General features: G+C 69.2%; 24 protein-coding genes. 16 read left to right on the top strand and 8 right to left on the bottom strand.

Annotated elements, in window-relative coordinates; translation table 11 throughout:
• Window positions 1–38 precede the first annotated feature (38 nt).
• The 3 genes from FV560_RS18750 (at window position 39) to FV560_RS18760 (ending at window position 3,080) form a co-directional block, all read left to right on the top strand.
• The gene (locus tag FV560_RS18750) at window positions 39–1,007 is read left to right on the top strand and encodes a sugar-binding transcriptional regulator (protein WP_159623285.1); all 969 of its coding nucleotides are present in this window, start codon (window positions 39–41) and stop codon (window positions 1,005–1,007) included.
• Between the two features lie 110 nt (window positions 1,008–1,117).
• The gene (locus FV560_RS18755; protein WP_159623287.1) at window positions 1,118–1,627 is read left to right on the top strand and encodes an amino-acid N-acetyltransferase; all 510 of its coding nucleotides are present in this window, start codon (window positions 1,118–1,120) and stop codon (window positions 1,625–1,627) included.
• 448 nt (window positions 1,628–2,075) lie between these two features.
• Window positions 2,076–3,080, top strand: coding sequence for a ketopantoate reductase family protein (locus tag FV560_RS18760; protein ID WP_159623289.1), 1,005 nt, complete (start codon window positions 2,076–2,078; stop codon window positions 3,078–3,080).
• Window positions 3,081–3,108: 28 nt separating this feature from the next.
• On the opposite strand, the gene FV560_RS18765 is transcribed toward FV560_RS18760, so the two are convergent.
• From FV560_RS18765 to FV560_RS18775, 3 genes are read right to left on the bottom strand one after another with little or no spacing between them, the layout of a single operon-like run.
• Window positions 3,109–3,621, bottom strand: coding sequence for a hypothetical protein (locus FV560_RS18765; RefSeq protein WP_159623291.1), 513 nt, complete (start codon window positions 3,619–3,621; stop codon window positions 3,109–3,111).
• A gap of 31 nt (window positions 3,622–3,652) precedes the next feature.
• A complete protein-coding gene (locus tag FV560_RS18770; protein ID WP_159623293.1) occupies window positions 3,653–4,576 on the bottom strand; it encodes an HhH-GPD family protein in 924 nt (307 codons plus the stop codon).
• Window positions 4,577–4,625: 49 nt separating this feature from the next.
• Complete coding sequence (locus FV560_RS18775) at window positions 4,626–5,372, bottom strand: LysR substrate-binding domain-containing protein (RefSeq protein ID WP_159623295.1); 747 nt, start codon at window positions 5,370–5,372, stop codon at window positions 4,626–4,628.
• Between the two features lie 33 nt (window positions 5,373–5,405).
• Between FV560_RS18775 and FV560_RS18780 the strand changes: the two genes are divergently transcribed.
• A complete protein-coding gene (locus FV560_RS18780) occupies window positions 5,406–5,819 on the top strand; it encodes a DUF5997 family protein (RefSeq protein WP_235020226.1) in 414 nt (137 codons plus the stop codon).
• Between the two features lie 82 nt (window positions 5,820–5,901).
• Window positions 5,902–6,798, top strand: a complete 897-nt coding sequence (locus tag FV560_RS18785; protein ID WP_159623297.1) for a hypothetical protein — start codon at window positions 5,902–5,904, stop codon at window positions 6,796–6,798.
• Window positions 6,799–6,840: 42 nt separating this feature from the next.
• Here FV560_RS18785 and disA read toward each other — a convergent pair whose 3' ends face one another.
• A complete protein-coding gene (gene disA, locus FV560_RS18790; RefSeq protein WP_235020227.1) occupies window positions 6,841–7,956 on the bottom strand; it encodes a DNA integrity scanning diadenylate cyclase DisA in 1,116 nt (371 codons plus the stop codon).
• On the bottom strand, window positions 7,953–9,425 hold the full coding sequence (gene radA / locus FV560_RS18795; RefSeq protein ID WP_235020228.1) for a DNA repair protein RadA: 1,473 nt from the start codon (window positions 9,423–9,425) through the stop codon (window positions 7,953–7,955). Before radA ends, disA begins: the two co-directional genes overlap by 4 nt.
• Before the next feature lie 242 nt (window positions 9,426–9,667).
• Between radA and FV560_RS18800 the strand changes: the two genes are divergently transcribed.
• The 3 genes from FV560_RS18800 to FV560_RS18810 all read left to right on the top strand — a co-directional run bounded on the left by FV560_RS18800 (window position 9,668) and on the right by FV560_RS18810 (window position 11,999).
• On the top strand, window positions 9,668–10,321 hold the full coding sequence (locus FV560_RS18800) for a hypothetical protein (RefSeq protein ID WP_159623301.1): 654 nt from the start codon (window positions 9,668–9,670) through the stop codon (window positions 10,319–10,321).
• A gap of 46 nt (window positions 10,322–10,367) precedes the next feature.
• Window positions 10,368–11,180 (top strand): pyrroline-5-carboxylate reductase, encoded by an 813-nt coding sequence (gene proC, locus FV560_RS18805; protein WP_159623303.1) that lies wholly within the window; start codon window positions 10,368–10,370, stop codon window positions 11,178–11,180.
• A 102-nt stretch (window positions 11,181–11,282) separates the two neighbouring features.
• Window positions 11,283–11,999 carry a hypothetical protein gene (locus tag FV560_RS18810; RefSeq protein WP_159623305.1) on the top strand — a complete coding sequence of 239 codons (717 nt, stop codon included), beginning with the start codon at window positions 11,283–11,285 and terminating at the stop codon, window positions 11,997–11,999.
• Between the two features lie 3 nt (window positions 12,000–12,002).
• Here FV560_RS18810 and FV560_RS18815 read toward each other — a convergent pair whose 3' ends face one another.
• Together FV560_RS18815 and FV560_RS18820 are read right to left on the bottom strand one after the other, a co-directional pair.
• On the bottom strand, window positions 12,003–12,698 hold the full coding sequence (locus FV560_RS18815; RefSeq protein ID WP_159623307.1) for a potassium channel family protein: 696 nt from the start codon (window positions 12,696–12,698) through the stop codon (window positions 12,003–12,005).
• Window positions 12,691–14,034: a TrkH family potassium uptake protein gene (locus FV560_RS18820; RefSeq protein ID WP_159623351.1), complete on the bottom strand. Its 1,344-nt coding sequence runs from the start codon at window positions 14,032–14,034 to the stop codon at window positions 12,691–12,693. Before FV560_RS18820 ends, FV560_RS18815 begins: the two co-directional genes overlap by 8 nt.
• 203 nt (window positions 14,035–14,237) lie before the next feature.
• Between FV560_RS18820 and FV560_RS18825 the strand changes: the two genes are divergently transcribed.
• From FV560_RS18825 to FV560_RS18840, 4 genes are all read left to right on the top strand, one after another.
• The gene (locus FV560_RS18825) at window positions 14,238–15,419 is read left to right on the top strand and encodes an acetoin utilization protein AcuC (RefSeq protein WP_159623309.1); all 1,182 of its coding nucleotides are present in this window, start codon (window positions 14,238–14,240) and stop codon (window positions 15,417–15,419) included.
• A 129-nt stretch (window positions 15,420–15,548) separates the two neighbouring features.
• On the top strand, window positions 15,549–15,764 hold the full coding sequence (locus FV560_RS18830; RefSeq protein ID WP_159623311.1) for a helix-turn-helix domain-containing protein: 216 nt from the start codon (window positions 15,549–15,551) through the stop codon (window positions 15,762–15,764).
• A gap of 118 nt (window positions 15,765–15,882) precedes the next feature.
• Entirely contained in the window at window positions 15,883–15,981 is a 99-nt protein-coding gene (locus FV560_RS18835; protein ID WP_012085056.1) for a 30S ribosomal protein bS22, read from the top strand.
• A 190-nt stretch (window positions 15,982–16,171) separates the two neighbouring features.
• The gene (locus FV560_RS18840) at window positions 16,172–16,408 is read left to right on the top strand and encodes a glutaredoxin family protein (RefSeq protein WP_235020229.1); all 237 of its coding nucleotides are present in this window, start codon (window positions 16,172–16,174) and stop codon (window positions 16,406–16,408) included.
• 152 nt (window positions 16,409–16,560) lie between these two features.
• On the opposite strand, the gene FV560_RS18845 is transcribed toward FV560_RS18840, so the two are convergent.
• Entirely contained in the window at window positions 16,561–17,112 is a 552-nt protein-coding gene (locus tag FV560_RS18845; protein ID WP_159623313.1) for a YceI family protein, read from the bottom strand.
• A 112-nt stretch (window positions 17,113–17,224) separates the two neighbouring features.
• Between FV560_RS18845 and FV560_RS18850 the strand changes: the two genes are divergently transcribed.
• From FV560_RS18850 to FV560_RS18865, 4 genes are all read left to right on the top strand, one after another.
• A complete protein-coding gene (locus FV560_RS18850) occupies window positions 17,225–17,689 on the top strand; it encodes a MarR family winged helix-turn-helix transcriptional regulator (protein WP_159623315.1) in 465 nt (154 codons plus the stop codon).
• Between the two features lie 78 nt (window positions 17,690–17,767).
• On the top strand, window positions 17,768–18,412 hold the full coding sequence (locus tag FV560_RS18855) for a histidine phosphatase family protein (RefSeq protein WP_159623317.1): 645 nt from the start codon (window positions 17,768–17,770) through the stop codon (window positions 18,410–18,412).
• Window positions 18,409–19,005 (top strand): TlpA family protein disulfide reductase, encoded by a 597-nt coding sequence (locus FV560_RS18860; RefSeq protein WP_235020230.1) that lies wholly within the window; start codon window positions 18,409–18,411, stop codon window positions 19,003–19,005. The genes FV560_RS18855 and FV560_RS18860 overlap by 4 nt, the downstream gene beginning before the upstream one ends.
• Window positions 19,002–19,811 carry a cytochrome c biogenesis CcdA family protein gene (locus FV560_RS18865; RefSeq protein ID WP_159623319.1) on the top strand — a complete coding sequence of 270 codons (810 nt, stop codon included), beginning with the start codon at window positions 19,002–19,004 and terminating at the stop codon, window positions 19,809–19,811. Before FV560_RS18860 ends, FV560_RS18865 begins: the two co-directional genes overlap by 4 nt.
• Window positions 19,812–19,820 lie beyond the last annotated feature (9 nt).

Raw genomic sequence — 19,820 nt, forward strand, 5'->3', positions numbered from 1 at the left:
AACCATCGTGCACAGATGTGCACGCCAGGGATGGGAGAGTGAGAGTGCGTGAGGACGATGCCTACCGCGCAGCGACGATGTATTACCTGCAGGACCAGACGATGGAGGTCATTGCCAAGACGCTGGGCGTCTCCCGGTCCACGGTCTCCCGGCTGATCAAGTCGGCGCGCGAGGAGGGGGTCGTGCGGATCTCGGTGCGTCAGCCCAGCGGCAGCGGGACCAACATCGGCCATCGGCTCTCGGCGACCTTCGGTATCAAGACACACGTGGTTCCCGTGCGCGAGCACGCCACCGAACTGCACCGGCTCGAGCAGGTCGCCATGGTGGCGGCGCGGCTGCTGACCGAGTGGGCCACGCCTCAGATGGTGCTCGGCGTGGCCTGGGGGACGACTGTCACGGCAATCTCGCGGCATCTGGCGCCCACCCCCGTGCGCGGCAGTTCGGTGGTGCAGTTGAACGGAGCCGCGAGTACCGCGGCAGGTGGTGTGACGTACGCCGGTGACCTGATCGCCTCGTTCGCACGCGCCTTCGACTCGACTCCGTACCTCTTCCCGGTACCGGCCTTCTTCGACTTCGCCGAGACGAAGGCTGCGATGTGGCGCGAGCGCAGTGTCCGGCGCGTGCTCGATGTCCAGCGGCACGTCGATCTGGCGCTGTTCGGTGTTGGTGCGGTGGCTGCAGATGTCCCCTCCCATGTCTACAACGCCGGATACCTGGACGATGCGGAGATGGCCCAGCTCACCGCGGACCGGGTGGTCGGCGACGTGTGTACGGTCTTCCTGCGCGAGGACGGCAGCTACCGCGATATCGCGATCAACGCACGTGCCACTGGTCCTTCCCCCGGTGACCTGCGCCAGCTCGCCCGGCGCGTGTGCGTGGCGGTAGGGGAGGCGAAGGTGCCCGCACTGCTCGGTGCGCTGCGGGCGCGGGTGGCGACAGATCTCATCATCGACGAGACGACCGCCCGGTCGTTGCTGGACCGGCTACGCGGTTCGGTCCGGCCGTAGCGCCCCACCCCGCCCGCACCCGCAACCCCACCCCCCACCCGCCCCCCGCGCCGTTCGGCTGGTTTGGGCCGGGGCGCGAGCAGGGGCACGGACGAGAGAAGATGGGATCCATGACTGACGCTTCGATCGAGATCCGCCCTGCCCGGCCTGCTGACGTCGGTGCGATCCGTGGGCTGGTCGAACCGTATGCGGACGAGCGCATCCTGCTCGCCAAGGACATGGTCGGTTACTACGAGTCCGTGCAGGAGTTCCTCGTCGCCACCTGGGAGGGATCCGTCGTCGGTTGTGGTGCGCTGCATGTGATGTGGGAGGACCTGGCCGAGGTACGCACACTGGCTGTGCGTAGCGACATGCTCGGCCAGGGCGTCGGGCACGCGTTGCTGGAGGCGTTGGTGGACCGCGCCCGTGATTTCGGCCTGGCGAGCTTGTTCTGTCTGACCTTCGAGGTGGACTTCTTCGCCCGGCACGGTTTCGCCGAGATCGAGGGGGATGTGGTGGATCCAGACGTCTATCAGGAGATGCTCCTCTCCCGCGATGACGGGATCGCCGAATTTCTCGACCTCGCCCGGGTCAAGCCGAACACACTGGGAAACACGCGGATGCTGCGCCGACTGGCCTGAGAGCCCTCGGCGCTGACCGGACTGGTACGCACCGACCTGGTGCGTCCCGGTCGCAGATCGCGGGCACATGTCAGGGGACTTCTGCCCAGTGCACGGCGTCTGGGCGCCCGCTACCGTCACCGCATGGGCAAACGCATGGGCAGTATCGGTCGCCGTTCGGGCGGCCGCTCATTCGGCCGCCGATCCGGCGGCCGGTCCTTTGGGTCCTCACGCCGTTCGCGAGGGTCGTCCTCATCTTTCGGTCGACGCTCGCGTCGTTCGACCCATCGCAGGTCTGGCCGCAGGACGTGGTCGTCCAACCGCTATCGCGGCACCAGGAGCAGGGGCACCGCGTCTGGCTCGTGGTGGTGGCTGCTGGTGGTCATCGCCGTCATCGTGGTCCTCTACCTGCTCTTCTCTGGCTGAGGGCAACATCCCACAGGGACTGCAGCGGTGGGATGCTGGGTACATGCGCTATGTGGTGATCGGAGCAGGTGCCGTGGGCGGCACCATCGGCGGGCAGTTGTACGCAGACGGGCACGACGTCGTCCTGGTGGCTCGCGGTGAGCACGGGCGGGTCATGGCGTCGGACGGGTTGAGGTTGCTGACGCCGGACGGCTCAAGCACGTTGCACCCCCGGGTGGTGAACGGACCAGAGGAGTTGATCCGCGACGATGGGGGACTGAGCGAGGACGACGTACTCGTGCTAGCCGTCAAGGGGCAGGACACGGCGGCGGCCTTGCGGGCCTGGGCAGACGTCCCGGTGGTCTCGGGCGGGACCGCGGCGCACCGGCTGCCGTTGCTGTGTGCCCAGAACGGCGTCGCGAATGAACCGGCTGCGGCCCGGGTCTTCTCGCATGTGCATGGGGTGTGCGTGTGGCTTCCGGCCACTCATCTGCGGGCGGGCGTCGTGGTTGCAGAAGGCGTTCCGTACCGGGGGGTGCTGCATCTGGGGCGCTATCCCGAGGGAACCGACGACACTGACCTCGCGGTCGCCGCGGATCTGGAGGCCAGCGAGTTCCTGGCTCCAGTGCGCGAGGACGTCATGCGGTGGAAGTACGCCAAGCTGCTCAGCAACCTCGCGAACGCGGTCGAGGCACTCGTCGGCTCGCTTGCAGGTGATCAGGCTCAGGAAATCGCCCGGCAGGCGCGCGCCGAGGCAGAGGCGGCGCTCGCCGCCGCCGGTATCGGCTTCGCCTCACCGGAGGAGGAGCAGGCGCAGGAACGTGCCCGGTTGGGTGAGGTTCCCGGTCACCAGCGCGGCGGTGGGTCGAGCTGGCAGTCGCTCCAGCGCGGTACCGGATCGATCGAGGTGGACTACCTCAACGGCGAGATCGTCACGCTCGGCCGGGCGTATCAGGTGCAGACCCCGGTCAACGCCGCCCTGGTCGGCCTAGCGCACCGGGCGGCGCGCGAGGGCTTCGGCCCGGGGGCCTTCAGCGTCACGCAGATCCGTGCTGCCGCAGGCACCTGAAGCCACCGACGGGCCGTGGCCGGCGAGGTCAGGGCCGTCGTGGATGTAGCAGCAGGTGCGTGCGTACCAGTGTGATCACCACGGCGACCTGTGCCACCAGCACCCCGCCGACGACCGCACCGATCACGCCCTCGACTGCCATCACCGCCCAGGCGGTCACGCCCAGCACCGCGACGCCGAGCGTCACGCGCAGCAGCAGGGCCAGACGGCGGCCGGTCACCTCCACCTGCTCGCCCGGGATGCCATCGGCGACCGCCCGGGCGCTCTGCGTACTTCCCGGCGTTCCGACAGCGCGCACGATGTGCAGCCATCCGGCACCTGCGAATGCGGCCGCGGCGAGCGCCAGCACCTGTCCCGCCCCCAGCATCGTCAGGCCGGCCACCACCCGCAGGTCGCCGACGTTCCCGCCGGCCATGCTCAGGGCCCCCGCGCCGATGAGCATCAGCACCACCACCATCGTGCACATCGCGACCAAGGTGCGTGTGTGAGCGCGCAGGGCGCGCGCGATCACCACATCGGGCGGGAGAGTTCCGGAGGGCACAGGCCGAGCCTAGTCTCCCGCGCCGGCCGCCTCACTCCTGTGGCAGCCGGTAGCCCGTCACCACCCCGTCCAGGTCGGTCTCGGCGGCGATCAACCGGTCGAGGCACAGCCCTGCCAGCACACGCTGCAGTTGACCGGCATCGGGCCAGAGATCGCCGACCTCATGGGTCCCCAGTTCCTCCTGCGTGCGCAGCGCCGCGAGCACCCGGCCCCGCGCCTGACGGTCGGTACCGTGCCAGGCCTGGGTGCGACGGGCGGTAGCGAACTCGTCCGCCGGATACTCAGCAGCCCTCCACCGGCAGTGGGTCGCCACCGGGCATTGACCGCACTGCGGCGAGCGGGCCGTGCACACGAGTGCACCGAGCTCCATCACCGCCACATTCCAGCGCGCGGATCGCTCCGGCTCCTCGGGCAGCATCGCGGCCGCCGTCTCGCTCTCCGCACGACGCTGCGAGGGCGGTGGCAGCGCCATCCCCGATACCAGGCGACCCAGCACGCGGCGCACGTTCGTATCCAGGACGACCGTGCGCCGTCCGTAGGCGAAAGCTGCGACTGCCGCTGCCGTGTAGGCACCGATCCCCGGAAGCGCACGCAGGGCCGCCTCGTCGGCGGGCACCACGCCGCCGTGCTCGGCCACGATCGTGCGTGCCGCCTCCCGCAGTCGCAGCGCACGCCGCGGGTAGCCGAGCCGGTCCCACGCCCGCAACACCTCCGCCGGGCTCGCAGCCGCCAGATCCGCGGGTGTGGGCCAGCGGTGCATCCACGCCCGCCACGCTGGTTCCACCCGTACCACCGGTGTCTGCTGCAGCATGATCTCGCTGACCAGTACCGCCCACCCGGTCGCCCCCGGTACGCGCCACGGCAGGTCGCGGGCATGATCGTCATACCAGGTCAGGATCGTCTCGTGCAGGGTCGAGGTGCAGTCGGCGCACGGGCAGTCGGGGGCAGTGGTCATCGCTGCTCCAGCGTAGGCGTGCGCGGAATCCACCTTCGCCGCGCCGCGATCAGCGTCGTCCCCGGTTGCCCCGCTGGTTCGGGCCGCGTCGGGTGGATCGGCGTCCGGCTGAGGAACTGCGACCACCGGAGCCGCGCCCTCCTGGGGAACTGCGCGCGCCTTGCTGTGGCCGAACCGGCTTCGTCGACGGTGGAGTTGGCCGGCCCCGGGACGAGTTCACGGTCCGGCCCCGCACCACGCCGATCAGATCCTCCACCTCGTCGGTGGTGCGATCGGTCGGCCAGCACAGCGCCACCGGCGCTGTCGGCCCGCCGTCGAGGAACCGGTAGGTCAGGTCGCGCCTGTGGTGCAAGCGCGCCAAGGACTGGGGGACGATCAACAGTCCGGTACCGGCAGCGACAAGGGTGATCGCCTCGGCGGTGGTCGGCGGACGATACTCGACCAGCTGGCCCGGGGGGCTGCCAAGCACGTCATCGCCTGGGTGCAGCATGGCCTCGTCTGCCAGGTCCTCCGAGGTGACCGGCTCATCCCGTTCGAGGGCCGCGATCACGTGATCGATCGGCGTCACCACGACGCAGGCCTCCTCGTAGAGGACGATCGCGCTCAACACCTCCCGGTCCACCGGGGGCCGCAGCAGCGCGGCCGCGACGTCACCCTCGCGCACCGCGCTTTCGGCGTCCCCGACGGCGAGAGGCACCAGTTCGAGCTCCGTGCGATGACGCTCCCGCCAGATCCCCGCCCACTTCGCGGGGGTCACCCCGGGGACGTAGCCGAGTCTGAACGATGGCGTGGTCACGCGCCCAGCCTAGCGAGCGGGCATACTGCTCCCATGGGAGCCGACCAGCAACGAATGAAGGCGATCACAGCCGCGAAGAAGCTCGGCATCTACCTTCCGGCTGCGCCGCAGGAGTTCCAGGCGGCCCAGCTCAGCCGGCAGGAGGTGGAGGAGCTGGAACGACACCCACCGGACTGGCTGACCGATCTGCGTCGCAACGGCCCGCACCCGCGGCCGGTGGTGGCCGGCCGATTGGGTATCTCGATCTCCGGTCTGACCCGGGCCGGTATCGAGGGAGCGCTCACGACCGCCGAGATCAATGAACTGCGAGACGACCCGCCGGACTGGCTGATCGCCGAGCGGGTGGTCCAGGAGGACACGCGGCAGCAGGATCAGCGCCGGCGGGAAAATGAGGCCGAACGGCGGGCACGGGCTGCGTCCGGTCAACGCCCGCGCCCGCACTCCTGACGCTCACCACGAGACGGCGTGTGTGGTGCCTCCTCGACGTGGCTCCACGTGTGCCCCGGGGGCGCGGGATACCGTCTGTACCGTGCCGAACCGAACCCCTCGTGATGCCGGGCACCGCACGCGTTCAGGCCGCGGCGGTGCCGACGGTGCCGTGACCCGGGGGACCGGAGCGCGACGTCGGACGGAGCCCACCTCCGGTCAGAAGGCGGGCTCCGCCGTCAAGGGATCGGCTGGTGCCAGCCGCACACGAAACTCGACGCGTGGGTCGGGCACGCCGAAAGGTGCGGCCCCCCGCACAGGGCGAACCTCGCAGGCTGCCTCACGTGGCCGTGCGAACGCGACCTCCCGCCCGAGCAAGGCCTCCTACCGCCGTCGGCGCCTCGTGGTCGGTCTTCTCGCGCTGGTGCTCGTGGCGGGTGCGGCCTTCGCCGGCAGCCTCGGCGTCCGGACCCTGCTGGAGCGATTCGGATCAGGCGAAGGACCCGCCGCGACCGAGCCTGCCACCGATGGGGCCACCACGCCGGCTCCCGAGACTACGCCGGCTCCCGAGTCATCACCGGATGAGGAGGCCCTCGCCAATCCGGTGGGATGTCTGCCGCAGGCGATCGACGTCGTCACGACGCTCGACTCGACCCAGGTGAGTGCAGGCTCTGAGGTGCCCGCAGCGGTCACGGTCACCAACCGCGGGCAGGTGCCATGCTTACTGGACGTCGGCCATGCCGCCTTGCAGATGACCGTCACCTCCGGTGAGGATCAGGTGTGGACGAGCGTTGAGTGCCCGGCGGGATCGTCGGAGATTCCGATTCTGCTGGACATCGGTGCCGAGGAGCAGCGCACCCTCACCTGGAGTGGGCGCCGGAGCGCCGAAGGGTGCCCAGGTGACACCACCGTGGCCGAGGCGGGCACGTATGTGATCGAGGTGGCCCTCATCGTCGGAGAGAGCCGCGTCGCGACGGAACAGGCCCTCACGCTGAGCTGACCGGTGCGTCGCGCGGCCCCGCGGGACTCCGCGAGGGAAGCCTCAGGCGAAACGCTCCAGCAACGAGGATTCCGCCTGCCGGGAGAGCCCCTCGCGCACCGTCCGGGCACGCTGGCCACCGACGCTGTGGACCACCTCGAGATCGTCGGTGGTGGCGGCGAGCATCTTCTGCAGCGACCCGAAGTGCTCCACCAGATCGTTCACCACACTCATCGGCAGCCGCGGGATCCGCGTCAGCATGCGGTATCCACGCGGGGAGAGGGCCGAATCCAGCGAGTCGCCTTGCCGGCCCCCCACACCGAGAATGCGGGCCAGCTGGGTCAGGTCGATCAGCTGAGTCGAGTCGAGGCCACCCAGCGCGTCGAGCACATCGTCCAGGGACCGGACGCTGCGCGGGTCGAGATAGTCCCGCACCACGAGCTCCAGGTCCGGTCCCACGCCGCCGATGAGCTCGTCGAACTGCAGTGACAGGAGCCGGCCGTTCGTCCCGAGCTCGACCACGTAGTCGGAGATCTCCGCCGAGATCCGTCGCACCATCTCCAGCCGCTGCACCACCGCGGCCACATCCCGCACCGTGACGAGATCCTCGATCTCCAGGGCGGAGAGGGTGCCCGTGACCTCATCCAACCGGGACTTGTAGCGCTCCAGGGTCGCGAGGGCCTGATTCGCGCGCGAGAGGATCGTGTCGGAGTCTTCCAGCACGTACCGCTGGCCGCCGACGTACAGAGCCACGATGCGCATCGACTGGCTCACCGAGATCACCGGGAACCCGGTCTGCTTCGCCGTCCGCTCGGCGGTGCGGTGGCGCGTGCCGGACTCGGTCGTCTCGATCGAGGCGTCCGGAAGCATCTGCACGGCAGCCCGCAGGATCCGGCCGGCACGGTTGTCGACCACGATCGCCCCGTCCATCTTGGCCAGCTCACGCAACCGGGTGGAGGAGAACGGAACGTCGAGCTCGAAGCCGCCCGAGCAGATGTGAGCGACCGTCTCGTCGTAACCGAGCACGATCAGCGCGCCGGTGCGGCCACGCAGGATCCGTTCCAGCCCGTCCCGCAGCTCGGTACCGGGAGCAACGGCGCGCAAGGTCTCGCGCAGGAGTGGTGGGAGAGTGGAAGCAGGCACCCGGGAACCTTTCTGCAGGGCGGTGGTCGTGGTCACGATTCGACCGGTCTGATCGAGGTGAGCCGACCTCGCTCGCGCTCCATCGTAGTCGGCGACCCCGCGGACTCTCGGGCCCGAGGTTGCAACTGCGTCAGCGTGAAGAAGGCATTGTGGATTGTCGCGACCTCCAGCAGCTCCACATCGCCGGACTGCTGCCCGAGCGAGCTGCCGGTGCCGAGGGGGACCATCACCCGGCGGTACCCCAGGCGCCTGGCCTCCGCCAGCCGCTGCGTCATCATTCCCACCCGGCGGATGTCCCCGGACAGCGACACCTCGCCGATGGCGGCCACGTCGAGCGGCACCAGCAGGTCCTGGGAGGCAGAGGCGATCGCCAGGCACACCGCCAGATCCGTCGCCGGATCACTGGAGCGCATCCCGCCCACCGTCGCGGCGAAGACGTCCTTGTCATTCAGGCGCACGCCTCCCAGGCGTTCCGTGATCGCGACCAGCATCGAGACCCGGGAGGTATCGAGACCGCTCACCCCACGCCGCGGGTTCGGGGTGGTGCTGGGCGAGACGAGCGCCTGCATCTCGGCGATCATCGGCCGGCGGCCCTCGACCGTCACCGTCAGGCACGTCCCGGGAACCGGTGAGGCACGCAGGCTGCGGAACAGACTGCTCGGATCCGGCACCTCCACGACCCCTGTGTCGGTCTGCTCGAAGCAGGCGACCTCGTCTGCCGGTCCGAAGCGGTTCTTGATGGTGCGCAGCATCCGCAGTGGCGTCTGCTTCTCGCCCTCCATCGCCAGCGTGGTGTCGGCGATGTGCTCCAGGGCTCGCGGGCCGGCGAGCGTGGACTCCTTCGTGACCTGACCGACCAGGAACATCGGCAGGTTCCGCGACTTCGCGAGCCGGGTCAGGGTGGAGGCGACCTCCATCACCTGAGCCACACCACCGGCGCGGCCCTCGACCTCGGCCGAGGCGATCGCCTGCACCGAGTCGACGATCAGCAGAGCCGGTTCACCCTCGACGGCCTCGAGGTGCCCGAGTGCCTCCCCGAGCTCGTTACTGTCCGCGAGGAGCAGATGCTCACTGGTGGCCTCGATCCTGCGGGCGCGTGCGGCGAGCTGGTGGACCGACTCCTCACCGGAGACGTACAGCACCGGCCGCCCGGTCGACTCGGCGACCGCATCGGCAGCCGAGAGCAGCAGCGTGGACTTCCCTGCCCCCGGCTCCCCGGCGAGCAGCACGACCTGCCCGGGCACCAGGCCCCCGCCGAGGACCCGGTCCAGCTCCCGCAATCCGGTCGAGGTGCGCGCCTGCCGCGAATCGACCTCGATCTCGCGCACGCGACGCGCAGGACGAGCCGGAGCTCGAGTGGTGCGCGTCGACTTCAGACCGGCATTTGCGGGCGCTGCCGCCTGCTCCTCGATCGTGGCGTAGGCCCCGCACTGCTGGCAACGTCCATACCACTTCGCATACTCGGCACCGCAGCCGGCGCATGCGAACGTCGTCCGTGCTCTCATCGATCCTGCCATCGTCGGCCCTGCCCCGTCGTCGCCATAGCGCCACGGTAGCCGCCTGCGCTGACATCCGGCCTCGGGGTGGGCCCGTCACCTGTGGACGGCGCCCGCAGGCGTGTTCGGAAACCAGACGTCAGCCGCGCGAGGGCCGGACGGCGCGTACAGTGCGGGGCAGTAGAGCACAGGACCGGGTTGGGCAGGCAGGTCCATCGATGCGGGCCGACGGCGGGAGATGAGCAGGCGAGATGAGGAGCCAGACGGGTGCAGGCGAGGGGGCTGACACCGGCGGACCCGGCGCCGACGGACTCGGCCCAGGTGAGGCGAAGGGCCGCCGCCCACGATGGCTGCTGCCCACCCTGATCGCCCTCGTCGTGGGCCTGCTCGTCGTGCTGGCGGTCCTGCTGGTTCCACTGCTGGATGGTGATGACGAGCCTGACGCGAGCCCGTCGCCCACGGCCTCCGAGCCCGCCACAACGGCAGCCCCGGACCCGATCGAGCGGGAGACCGCCACGCCCCTGCTCGCCGCTCTGCCGGACACCGTGGAAGCCACCGCCCCGTATGCCGTCACCGCCCAGGACGCCGACCCCGAGCCCCTCGACCCGAACGCCCTGGAGAGCTGGCACCTGACCTACACCGGCCCGGCCGACGCCGTCACCCTCCGCATCGCGCAATGGGAGGAAGCCGGCGAGGCGGAGGAGACACTCTCGACTCTGACCGAGGGCGCAGACCCGGTCGAGACCGGTGAGGTGGAGGTCGATGGTGAGGTCGCAGGGCGCTACGTGGTGTGGGAGACCGACGACGACGCCCGGGTGGCATGGACCAACGCCACCGTCGTGCTGATCGCCGACGGGCCGGACGTCGAGACCGTCACGACCTTCTACCGCGCCTACCCCCTGTGACGTGAGCACCGACCGCATGACGAACCACAACCGACTGGAGTCCGCCATGGCAGAACGCATTTCCCTCATCGGCATCGGAGTGATGGGGGAGGCCATCCTCACCTCGATGCTGCCGACCGTGGATGCTGGCGGCGTGCGCGTGGCGGACGGCCGGCCCGAACACGCGCGTACCCGCGCCGCCGCGCTCGGTGTGCAGGCGGCCGGCAGCAACACCGAGGCAGTCACCGGGGCTGACGTGGTGATCCTCGCCGTCAAGCCGAAGGATATCGGTGGCATCGCCACCGAGATCGCTCCGGCGCTCGCACCCGGCGCCATCGTGGTGAGCGTGGCCGCCGGGATCTCGACGGCGTACCTCGCCTCCCGCCTGCCCGCAGGCACCCCCGTGGTGCGCGTCATGCCCAACACCCCCGCCACGATCGGTGCCGGGGTGAGCGTGCTCAGCGCGGGGGAGCACGCCACCGGTGACCACCTCGACCAGGTGGCCACGTTGCTGGCCGGGACCGGCGCCGTCCACCGGGTCGAGGAGAGTTATCAGGATGCCGTCACCGCTATCTCCGGATCGGGCCCCGCGTACGTCTTCTACCTCATCGACGCCCTCGCCGAGGCCGGGGTGCTCGGCGGCCTCAGCCGCGACCTCGCTCGCGACCTCGCCGTGCAGACCGTCGCCGGCGCCGGGGCGATGGCTCAGCAGACCGGTGAGCACCCGGTGGTACTGCGTGAACGCGTCAGCTCCCCGGCGGGTACGACCGTCGCCGCGATCCGGGAGTTGGACGAGCGGGGAGTCCGGGCCGCGGTGATCGCCGCGGCCGAGACGGTGCGGCTGCGTTCGATCGAGATGGGGCGCGAGCTCGCGGACTGATCTGAAGGAGTGTTGGGCGCCCGAACTCCACCGGCGGCTGGGTGACAGACCACCCAGTGGTCACCGGTTGACGGTCCCGTCGGTCCCGCTACAGTGCTGCTCGTGTCGATCACCCAGCTGCAGAGCCAGTTCACCGACCCACACCGCTTCGGCAAGTCGCTACGGATCGAGCGCCCCACGATGGCGGCTGCGGGAATAGCCCTGATGTTCGCCGTCATCGGGCTGTTGTGGAACCTGCGTTCCACGTTGCGCACTCTCGACAACGACTTCTCCGCGATCGGCTCCTCCCGCTTCTGGCGGGTGTTCTGGTCCACGCTCGGCGAGGACCAGGCCACGTCGGTGTGGCTGAACTTCGTCGTCTACGGCCCGCCGATCCTGCTGGTGCTCGCAGCCGTGCTGTTCGCCTACGCGATGATCTCCCAGAATGCTCTCTATCGGCGCCTGCACCAGGCCTATCTCGAACGCGGGTACCTGGCCCTCGCCCAGCCGACGGGCCTGCGCGTGAGCATCGACAGGAAGTCCGCCGGGCTGGATGTCGACCTGCTCACCCACCCATCGATGTCGGAGCAGCAGAACGCGGAACTACTCGCCCACGTACGCCAGCAGGTCGCCGCTGCCGGGCCGCAGGTGGCGCAGTGGGAGACGGCCCTGACCAAGGGCAAGGTCGCAGGCCGGCCCCTGCCACTGGCGCAGATCCTGCCCGGACTGCCCGAAGGACCCCTGCTCAGCGCCTCCAAGCGTGACCGTCAGGCCGTCGTGGTCATCGCCCCCAAGCCAGGGGAGAAGGCGACCGCTGTGCGCTCCTACGACGTCAAGTAGAGCTCACGGCCGGGCAGCGAACTTCTCCAGCAGCGCCGTGTCACCGGAGAGGATGAGCGTGTCGCCGGCGTCGATCCGGGTTTCGGCGGTGGCGTACTCGAACGGCTGACCCGGCTGCTTCACACCGATCACGGTCACCCCGTACTTGCTCTTGATCTCCGTCTCGCCGACCGTGAACCCATGCGTCTCCTTCGGCGGGCGCATCTTCACGATCGTGAAACCGTCCTCGAGCTCGATGAAGTCGAGCATGCGGCCCGAGACCAGGTGTGCCACCCGCGCCCCCGCGTCATGCTCGGGGTAGACGACGTGGTGGGCGCCGATGCGTTGGAGGATGCGCCCGTGCTCGGCAGAGATCGCCTTCGCCCAGATCAGCGGGGTGCCGAGGTCCACCAGGTTCCCGGTGATCAGCACGCTCGCCTCCAGTGAGGTTCCCACCCCGACGACGGCGATCGGGAAGTCCTTGACCCCGAGCTGCTCGAGGGCGACAGGGTTGGAGGCATCGGCCTCGACCAGCGGGATGCGGCCGGTCCAATCGCGGATCAGGTCAGGATCCCGCTCGACGGCGAGGACGTCGCGTCCCAACTCGTCCAGCGTCGCCGCCAGCGCTCCACCGAACCGGCCCAGCCCGATCACCAGAACGCTGGCGTCGGCACCTTGGTCGAGATCAGGGGTGCTTCCGCGCGGAAACTTCTTATCCAATGGTCGGCCTCTCTTCGGGAAGTCGGATCACACGGCGGCGGTCTCGCAGGGCGAGGGCCGCGGCCATCGTCATCGTGCCGAGCCGCCCGGTGAACATCAGAGCACTCAGGACGTACTTGGCGGAGTCGGGCAGGTTGGCGGTGATACCTGTGCTCAGTCCGCAGGTGGCGAAGGCGGAGATCACCTCGAACAGGATCACGTCCAGGTGCAGGTCGGTCAGGACGAGCAGTGCGAGCGTTCCGGCACCCACGAGGGTGGCACCCACGAAAGCCACCGCCACGGCGAGCCGGAGCACGGTGGGCGCGATCCGCCGTCCGAACGCTTCGATGTCCGGATCGCCTCGTGCCTCGGCAAGGATGGCGAGCACCATGACGGCGAAGGTGGTCACCTTGATCCCGCCTCCGGTGGAGGCGCTGCCGCCACCGACGAACATCAACGCGTCCTGGATGAACCAGGTGCTCTCGGTCATGGTCGCGATGTCCACGGTCGAGAACCCGGACGATCGCGGTGTCATCCCGGCGAGCATCGCGTTGAGGATCCGGTCGGCAACCGGGAGGGTCCCGAATGAACGAGGGTTGGCCCATTCCAGCAAGCCGATGGCGAGGGTCCCGACGACCCAGAGGATCGTGCTCGTGGCCACGGTGAGCTTCGCGTGCAGCGACCACTGCCGGGGGCGGCGCCAGTTCCGGCTGATCGAGAGGATGGCGGGGAATCCGAGCGCACCGATGAACGCCCCGATGATGATGGGCAGCACCATCCACCAGTCACCGGCGTACTGGCCCAGACCACCTTCTTCGATGATGAAGCCCGCGTTGTTGAAGATCGAGATTGCCTGGAACAGGCTGTGCCAGAGTGCCTCTCCGAGGGGGTAGCCGATGAGGAGGTACTTCGGGAACAGGACGATCCACAGGGCCCCCTCGATCACGGCGATGGTCGCCAGGACGGCACGCAGCAGTGAGCCGACCTCGCCGAGCCGGGTGGTCTTCGTCTCGGCCGCAGCCAGCAGCTTCTGCGTCAGCCCGATCCGACGAGAGACAGCCAGACCCAGGATCGAGGCGAGGGTCATCACCCCGAGCCCTCCGATCTGGATCCCGACGAGGATCACCACCTGGCCGAACGGCGACCAGTAGGTTGCGGTGTCGACCGTGACCAGTCCCGTCACGCACACGGCTGAGGTAGCGGTGAACAGCGCGTCCACGAACGGAGCGGGCTGACCGGTGCTGGTGGAGATCGGCAGCGAAAGCAGCGCTGTGACCACCCCGATCACCGAGGCGAAGACGATCAGTGTCAGCCGGGCCGGGGAGTGGCGTGCGACGTCGTCGACGCGTTCACGCATGCGAGTGAGCACCCCGACATCGTCGCCGGGGCGAGGGGTCTGCTCGCGTGCCACGTCTCTCCTGACAGCCTGCGGTCGGGACGTGCCTACTGTGCCACGTCGATCCGTGCCGGAGCAGGCAGTCACCGGTGGGTCGGGCAGCTTGATGGCCGCCGCCGGCCGCAGTCTGCATCGAGGAGGGGGCGTTCGCGCTACCGTGAGGTATGCCCTGCCCCCTCACGCTGCCCTGGAGCGAGGAGCTCCTGGCGTACGACTTCGGCGCTGGGCACCCGATGGCACCGATCCGGTTGCGCCTCACGGTCGAGTTGCTGTCCGCGCTCGGGCTGCTGTCCGCTCCTGAGGTGCGGGTGGTCGACGCCGAGCCGGCTTCCGACGACGAGCTCGCCCGCGCGCACGAGCGTGCCTACATCGCGGCCGTGCGCGCAGCCTCCGAGGGCGTTCCGGATCGCTCCCGCGGGCTCGGAACCACCGACGATCCCATCTTCGCCGGGATGCATGAAGCCTCGGCCCGGATCGTGGGAGCCACCCTTGCAGGGGCGCGCGCTGTATGGCAGGAGGGGCCGGCCCGTGCAGTGAGCATCGCCGGAGGCATGCATCATGCGATGCCCGGCCGCGCCGGCGGGTTCTGCATCTACAACGATGCGGCGGTGGCGATCTCCTGGCTGCTGGCCGCCGGCTGTGAGCGTGTGCTGTACCTGGACATCGACGCCCATCACGGCGATGGGGTGGAGCGGGCGTTCTGGGACGATCCGCGGGTGGTGACGATCTCGGTGCACCAGAGCGGGCAGACGCTGTTCCCGGGAACGGGCTTCGCCCAGGATGTAGGGGGCCCGGACGCGCGGGGATCGGCGATCAACCTCGCTCTTCCGGAAGGTACGGGCGACGTCGCCTGGTTGCGGGGGATCGAGGCCGTCGCCGGGCCGGTGGTCCGTGAGTTCGCACCACAGGTCATCGTCAGTCAGCACGGATGCGACACTCACCGGCGCGACCCGCAGGCGAGTCTGGACCTCACGATCGATGCCCAGCGCGCAGCAGCGCAGATGGTGGGCCGGTGGGCATCGGAGCACGCCGGTGGGAGATGGCTGTCCACCGGTGGTGGGGGGTACGACCTCATCTGGACCGTCCCACGCTCGTGGGCGCATCTGGTTGCCGTCAGTGCAGGTGTGCCGCTCGCGGTGCAGACCGACCTGCCTGCCGGGTGGCTGGAGCGGGTGCGTGACTTGGGTGACGGAGACGGTCCGACCACCATGTCCGACGGCGGTGACACGGACTTCCGGTCCTGGGTCGACGGATACGACCCTGCAGATCCGGTGGACCAGGCGATCGCCGCGACACGACGTGCCGCCTTTCCTTGGCGCGGTCTTGACCCGCTCACGGCGGACTGATCTGCCTCCTGCGGTTCCCGTCGCCGGTGTTTTACCCCTAGGATGCTCGTCTGGGGCTTTGTCCACGTCCGACGAGGCGCAAGTTCGCCGGGCTACCAGGCACGACGACCGACAGAGGGAGAGACGAGGATGGCCGACGACGGTGCACCACGCTTCCTCACGGTTGCCGAGGTGGCCGAGATGGCCCGTGTCTCCCGGATGACGGTGTACCGGATGGTTCACTCCGGTGAACTGCCGGCGATCCGGGTGGGGAAGTCCTACCGGGTGCCGCAGGCCGCCGTGGAGGAGATGCTCTCGGGCGGCCTGGGTGACTGGGGCGATCCGCGAGCCGCTTCCGGTCGCTGACCCGCCGCGGCGGGTGCTGCCCTCCCGGGCAGGTAAGATGGCCCGATGTTCTGTCCGACGCGAGCGCCGGGGATTCCCCGGAGCGTTCGCGTGATCGCCTGAGTCGTAGTGAGGTCCCGTGGGTTCGGTCATCAAGAAGCGTCGTAAGCGGATGGCGAAGAAGAAGCACCGCAAGCTGCTCCGCAGGACGCGTCACCAGCGCCGCAACAAGAAGTAAGAGGTTCCGCCAGTAGGGCCGCGCAGTCGGCATCGCCCTCCTGGCGGCACCTCGACGTGACGCTCACCTGCGCTGGGCCGGACCGCTGCTCCCCAGTGGAGCCGGTCCGGCCCTTTCGCGCGCCCTCCGGCGCTCGGTCCCGGCCAGAGCTGACGCTCGGTACCTGGCTCGCTACCCGTACCCTGGGATTGTGGATGCGCGCGTGATTCTCTACTCCCGGGACGGCTGCCACCTGTGCGATGCCGCCAGGCGTGTGGTCCGGGTGATCAGCGAACGTCGAGGAGCGACGTGGGCCGAGGTGGACGTCGACGCCGACGCCGATCTGACCGCTCGGTTCGGGGAACTCGTCCCGGTGGTCGTCGTCGACGGTGAGCAGGTCGGGTACTACCGGATCGACCCGGCGCGGCTCGAGGCTGCGCTGGCCTGACGGAGCCCGGTACACAAACGACGGCCCTCAGCGACTCCGTGCCACATAGGCGGTGTCGCTGAGGGCCGTCATTTCTTGCGGCGCGGAACCGGGCAGCGTTTCACCGGCTGAACCGGGGAGGGCCTCTGTCCTGGCTCCGCGTGCGGGGGAGGTCAGGCCTGGCTGGCGACGGCCTGCTTCGCGGCCTGGACCTCGATCGAGATGGTGACCTTGTCGCCGACGAGGAGGCCGCCACCCTCGAGGGCGACGTTCCAGGTCAGGCCGAACTCCTTGCGGGAGATGGTGGTCTGGGCGGAGAAGCCGACCTTCTCCTCGCCATCGCTGCTGGCGAGCGCACCTTCGAACTCGACCTCGAGTGCGACCTGCTGGGTGACACCGTTGATGGTCAGGTCCCCGTGCAGGGTGAACTCCTCGCCGCTTCCCTCGACGGAGGTCGAGGTGAAGGTCCACTCGGGGTTGGAGGCGGCGTCCCAGAAGTCCGGGCTCGTCAGGTGGCCGTCACGCTGCTCGTTGCCGGTGTGCACCGATGCGGACTGGATCGTCACCTGGGCGGAGGAGTCGGCGAAGTTGTCGGCGATGGTGAAGGAGCCGGCGAACTCGGTGAACCGGCCACGCACCTTGGAGATGCCGGAGTGACGGACGACGAAGCCGACCTCGCTGTGGACGGGGTCGATGGCGTAGATGCCGGCGGGGATGGTGCTCACGATGGATCTCCTCGGATCGAAGAATTAGTTGAATCTTGTAGCAATTACTGTGCGGGACAACTACCCTTGCTGTCAAGAGGTCGGTCGGGATTGATCACGCGAGAGGGACGACATGGCAGAACCACGATGGCTGGACGCCGATCAGCAGCGACACTGGCGTGCGTTGCTCGGAGGGTCGTGGGCGTTGTTCGAGGCTCTTGGACGCGACCTCGAGGAGGCGGCTGACTTGTCGATGAACGAGTACGAGGTGATGGTGCGGCTCAGTGAGTGCGAGGGCCACACCATGCGGATGTCGCGGCTCGCTCACGACGTCATCTCCTCCCGGTCGCGGCTGACCCACACCGTCAGGCGGATGGAGGCAGCGGGATTCCTCGAGCGCCGTAGTGCGGCCGACGACGGTCGGGGGGTCGACTGCGTGCTCACCGACGCCGGGTTCGAGAAGCTGAAAGCCGCAGCACCCGCGCACGTGGAATCTGTACGGCGGCGCCTCGTGGATGTGCTCACACCCGAGCAGCTGGAGACAGTGGGACAGGCATTCACCGAGATCCTCCGCGAGATGGACCGCCACGAACCCTGAACGAGGAGGTGACCGGCTTCACGCCGGTTGCCGCACACGGGGGTCAGGGACGTCGTCGGGGTTTGCGACACTGGTGCCATGGTCTATACGACGGTCCATCTGATCCGGCACGGCGAGGTCTACAACCCCGACCGGGTGCTCTACGGCCGTCTCGCGGGGTATCCCTTGTCGGCCCGCGGCCGCGAGATGGCCGAGCGGGTCGCCTCCACGCTGCGGGAGCAAGGTGCAGACATCGTCGATGTGACTGCCTCGCCGCTGTTGCGTGCGCAGCAGACCGCCACCCCGATCGCCGAGGGGTTCGGGCTCGAGCTCGGCACGGATGAGCGGGTGATCGAGGCCGGTAACCACTTCGAGGGGACTTCTGTGGCGAAGGACCCCACCCACCTGCTGCGACCGGCGCGGGTGGTCAAGCTGGTCAACCCCTGGAAGCCCTCCTGGGGTGAGCCCTACGTCGAGGTGATCGAGCGGATGACCGCCGCGATTCGCGAGGCGCGGGCCCGGGCAGCCGGCCACGAGGCCGTGCTGGTCTCCCACCAGTTGCCCATCTGGACCATGCGCCGCCATCTCGAGGGTCGCAGCATGGTGCACGATCCTCGTAAGCGCAACACCACGCTTGCGTCGATCACCTCGCTCACGTTCGATGACGGCACGCTCATCACTGTTGACTATGCCGAACCGTGCCGCGACCTGCTGCCAGATACCTCGACGGCGGTGCTTCCGTGACCGGTCCCTCGCGGCGCCGTGTGGTCGCCGGGGCGCTGGCCGCAGTCGCCGGGCTGACCGTGGCTGCGTGCAGTGCGGATGCCACTACCACCGCCGACGCCGAGGTCGACACCGGCTACGTCTCCGGAGATGGCAGCGTGCAGACCTGGCCGCGGGGCGAGCGTGGCGACGTCGTCGAGCTCGCGGGGGTCACGTTCGAGGAAGAGCCGGTCGATCTGGCTGACTGGCGCGGGGATATCACCGTGCTGAACTTCTGGTACGCCGAGTGCCCGCCCTGCCGGGCGGAGGCTCCCGATCTGGCGCAGGTGCACGAGGAGTATTCCGACGAGGGCGTGCATCTGCTCGGTGTGAACCACACCAACGAACCAGCGACGGCACTCGCGTTCGAGCGGCGTTTCGAGGTGCCGTATCCGAGCCTGTACGACTCCGACGCCGCCGGGGTCGCGGCATTGCAGGGCGTGGTGCCGTTGCAGGCGATGCCCAGCACAGTGGTGATCGATCAGGACGGCCGCGTGGCCGCCCGGGTGGTGGGCCGGGTGGAGGCCAGCACGCTGAGTGCACTGATCGACGACGTACGGGCCGAGGTGCCGTGACCTGGTGGGAGCAACTCGGCCGCACCTTCGCCGAGACCGTCTTCTCGGGGCCGCTGCTCGCGGCAGCCCCGGTGGCGCTGCTGGCTGGGTTCATCTCGTTCGCTTCGCCGTGCGTGCTGCCGCTGGTTCCGGGCTATCTCGGCTACGTCGGGGGAATGGTGGGCGCCGATGCCGGTGGGGCGGGCCGTACGCCGGCCGCTCGCGGCAGCACGCAGGCGACCCGCCGTGCCCGCATGCGGCTCGTCCTCGGCGTGCTCGGATTCATCGCCGGTTTCACGGCGGTGTTCACCGCCACCACGATGGCGCTGGCCGGGATCGGTGTGGCGCTGGTGCGCTGGCAGGACGAGCTGTTGCGCGGCCTCGGTGTGGTGGTGATCGTCATGGGGCTGGCCTTCATCGGTGCGTTGCCGTTCTTGCAGCGCGAGCGCCGACTGCACTTCTCCCCGCGTGCCGGGGTGTGGGGTGCGCCGCTGCTCGGTGTGGTCTTCGGCATCGGTTGGGCGCCCTGTATCGGTCCGACGCTCGCCGCGGTGCAGAGTCTGGCGATCGGTGGTGCCGATCCGATCCGCGCGCTCGTGTTGGTGCTGCTGTACTGCCTGGGCCTGGGGCTGCCGTTCGTGCTCGTGGCGCTGGGGTTGCGCTCCTCGGAGCGGATGATGGTCTTCCTGCGCCGGCACCGGCTCGCGATGATGCGGATCGGCGGTGGTCTCCTGGTGCTGCTGGGGCTGGCGATGGTGACGGGACTGTGGAGCCAGCTGGCGTCGTGGCTGCAGGGGTACGTCGCAGACTTCGAGGTGTTGGTGTGAGCGCGAGGA

This window comes from Ruania rhizosphaerae, from assembly GCF_009805705.1.
GTDB classification, from domain to species: domain Bacteria; phylum Actinomycetota; class Actinomycetes; order Actinomycetales; family Beutenbergiaceae; genus Ruania; species Ruania rhizosphaerae.

What these genes read in the sequence shown, in the direction of transcription:
- FV560_RS18850 (WP_159623315.1), top strand. Translation starts at nt 17,225, where the DNA reads ATGGCAGAACCACGATGGCTGGACGCCGATCAGCAGCGACACTGGCGT.
- FV560_RS18800 (WP_159623301.1), top strand. Translation starts at nt 9,668, where the DNA reads ATGAGGAGCCAGACGGGTGCAGGCGAGGGGGCTGACACCGGCGGACCC.
- FV560_RS18755 (WP_159623287.1), top strand. Translation starts at nt 1,118, where the DNA reads ATGACTGACGCTTCGATCGAGATCCGCCCTGCCCGGCCTGCTGACGTC.
- proC (WP_159623303.1), top strand. Translation starts at nt 10,368, where the DNA reads ATGGCAGAACGCATTTCCCTCATCGGCATCGGAGTGATGGGGGAGGCC.
- FV560_RS18820 (WP_159623351.1), bottom strand. Translation starts at nt 14,034, where the DNA reads ATGCGTGAACGCGTCGACGACGTCGCACGCCACTCCCCGGCCCGGCTG.
- FV560_RS18770 (WP_159623293.1), bottom strand. Translation starts at nt 4,576, where the DNA reads ATGACCACTGCCCCCGACTGCCCGTGCGCCGACTGCACCTCGACCCTG.
- FV560_RS18780 (WP_235020226.1), top strand. Translation starts at nt 5,406, where the DNA reads ATGGGAGCCGACCAGCAACGAATGAAGGCGATCACAGCCGCGAAGAAG.
- FV560_RS18830 (WP_159623311.1), top strand. Translation starts at nt 15,549, where the DNA reads ATGGCCGACGACGGTGCACCACGCTTCCTCACGGTTGCCGAGGTGGCC.
- FV560_RS18760 (WP_159623289.1), top strand. Translation starts at nt 2,076, where the DNA reads ATGCGCTATGTGGTGATCGGAGCAGGTGCCGTGGGCGGCACCATCGGC.
- FV560_RS18825 (WP_159623309.1), top strand. Translation starts at nt 14,238, where the DNA reads ATGCCCTGCCCCCTCACGCTGCCCTGGAGCGAGGAGCTCCTGGCGTAC.
- FV560_RS18855 (WP_159623317.1), top strand. Translation starts at nt 17,768, where the DNA reads ATGGTCTATACGACGGTCCATCTGATCCGGCACGGCGAGGTCTACAAC.
- radA (WP_235020228.1), bottom strand. Translation starts at nt 9,425, where the DNA reads ATGAGAGCACGGACGACGTTCGCATGCGCCGGCTGCGGTGCCGAGTAT.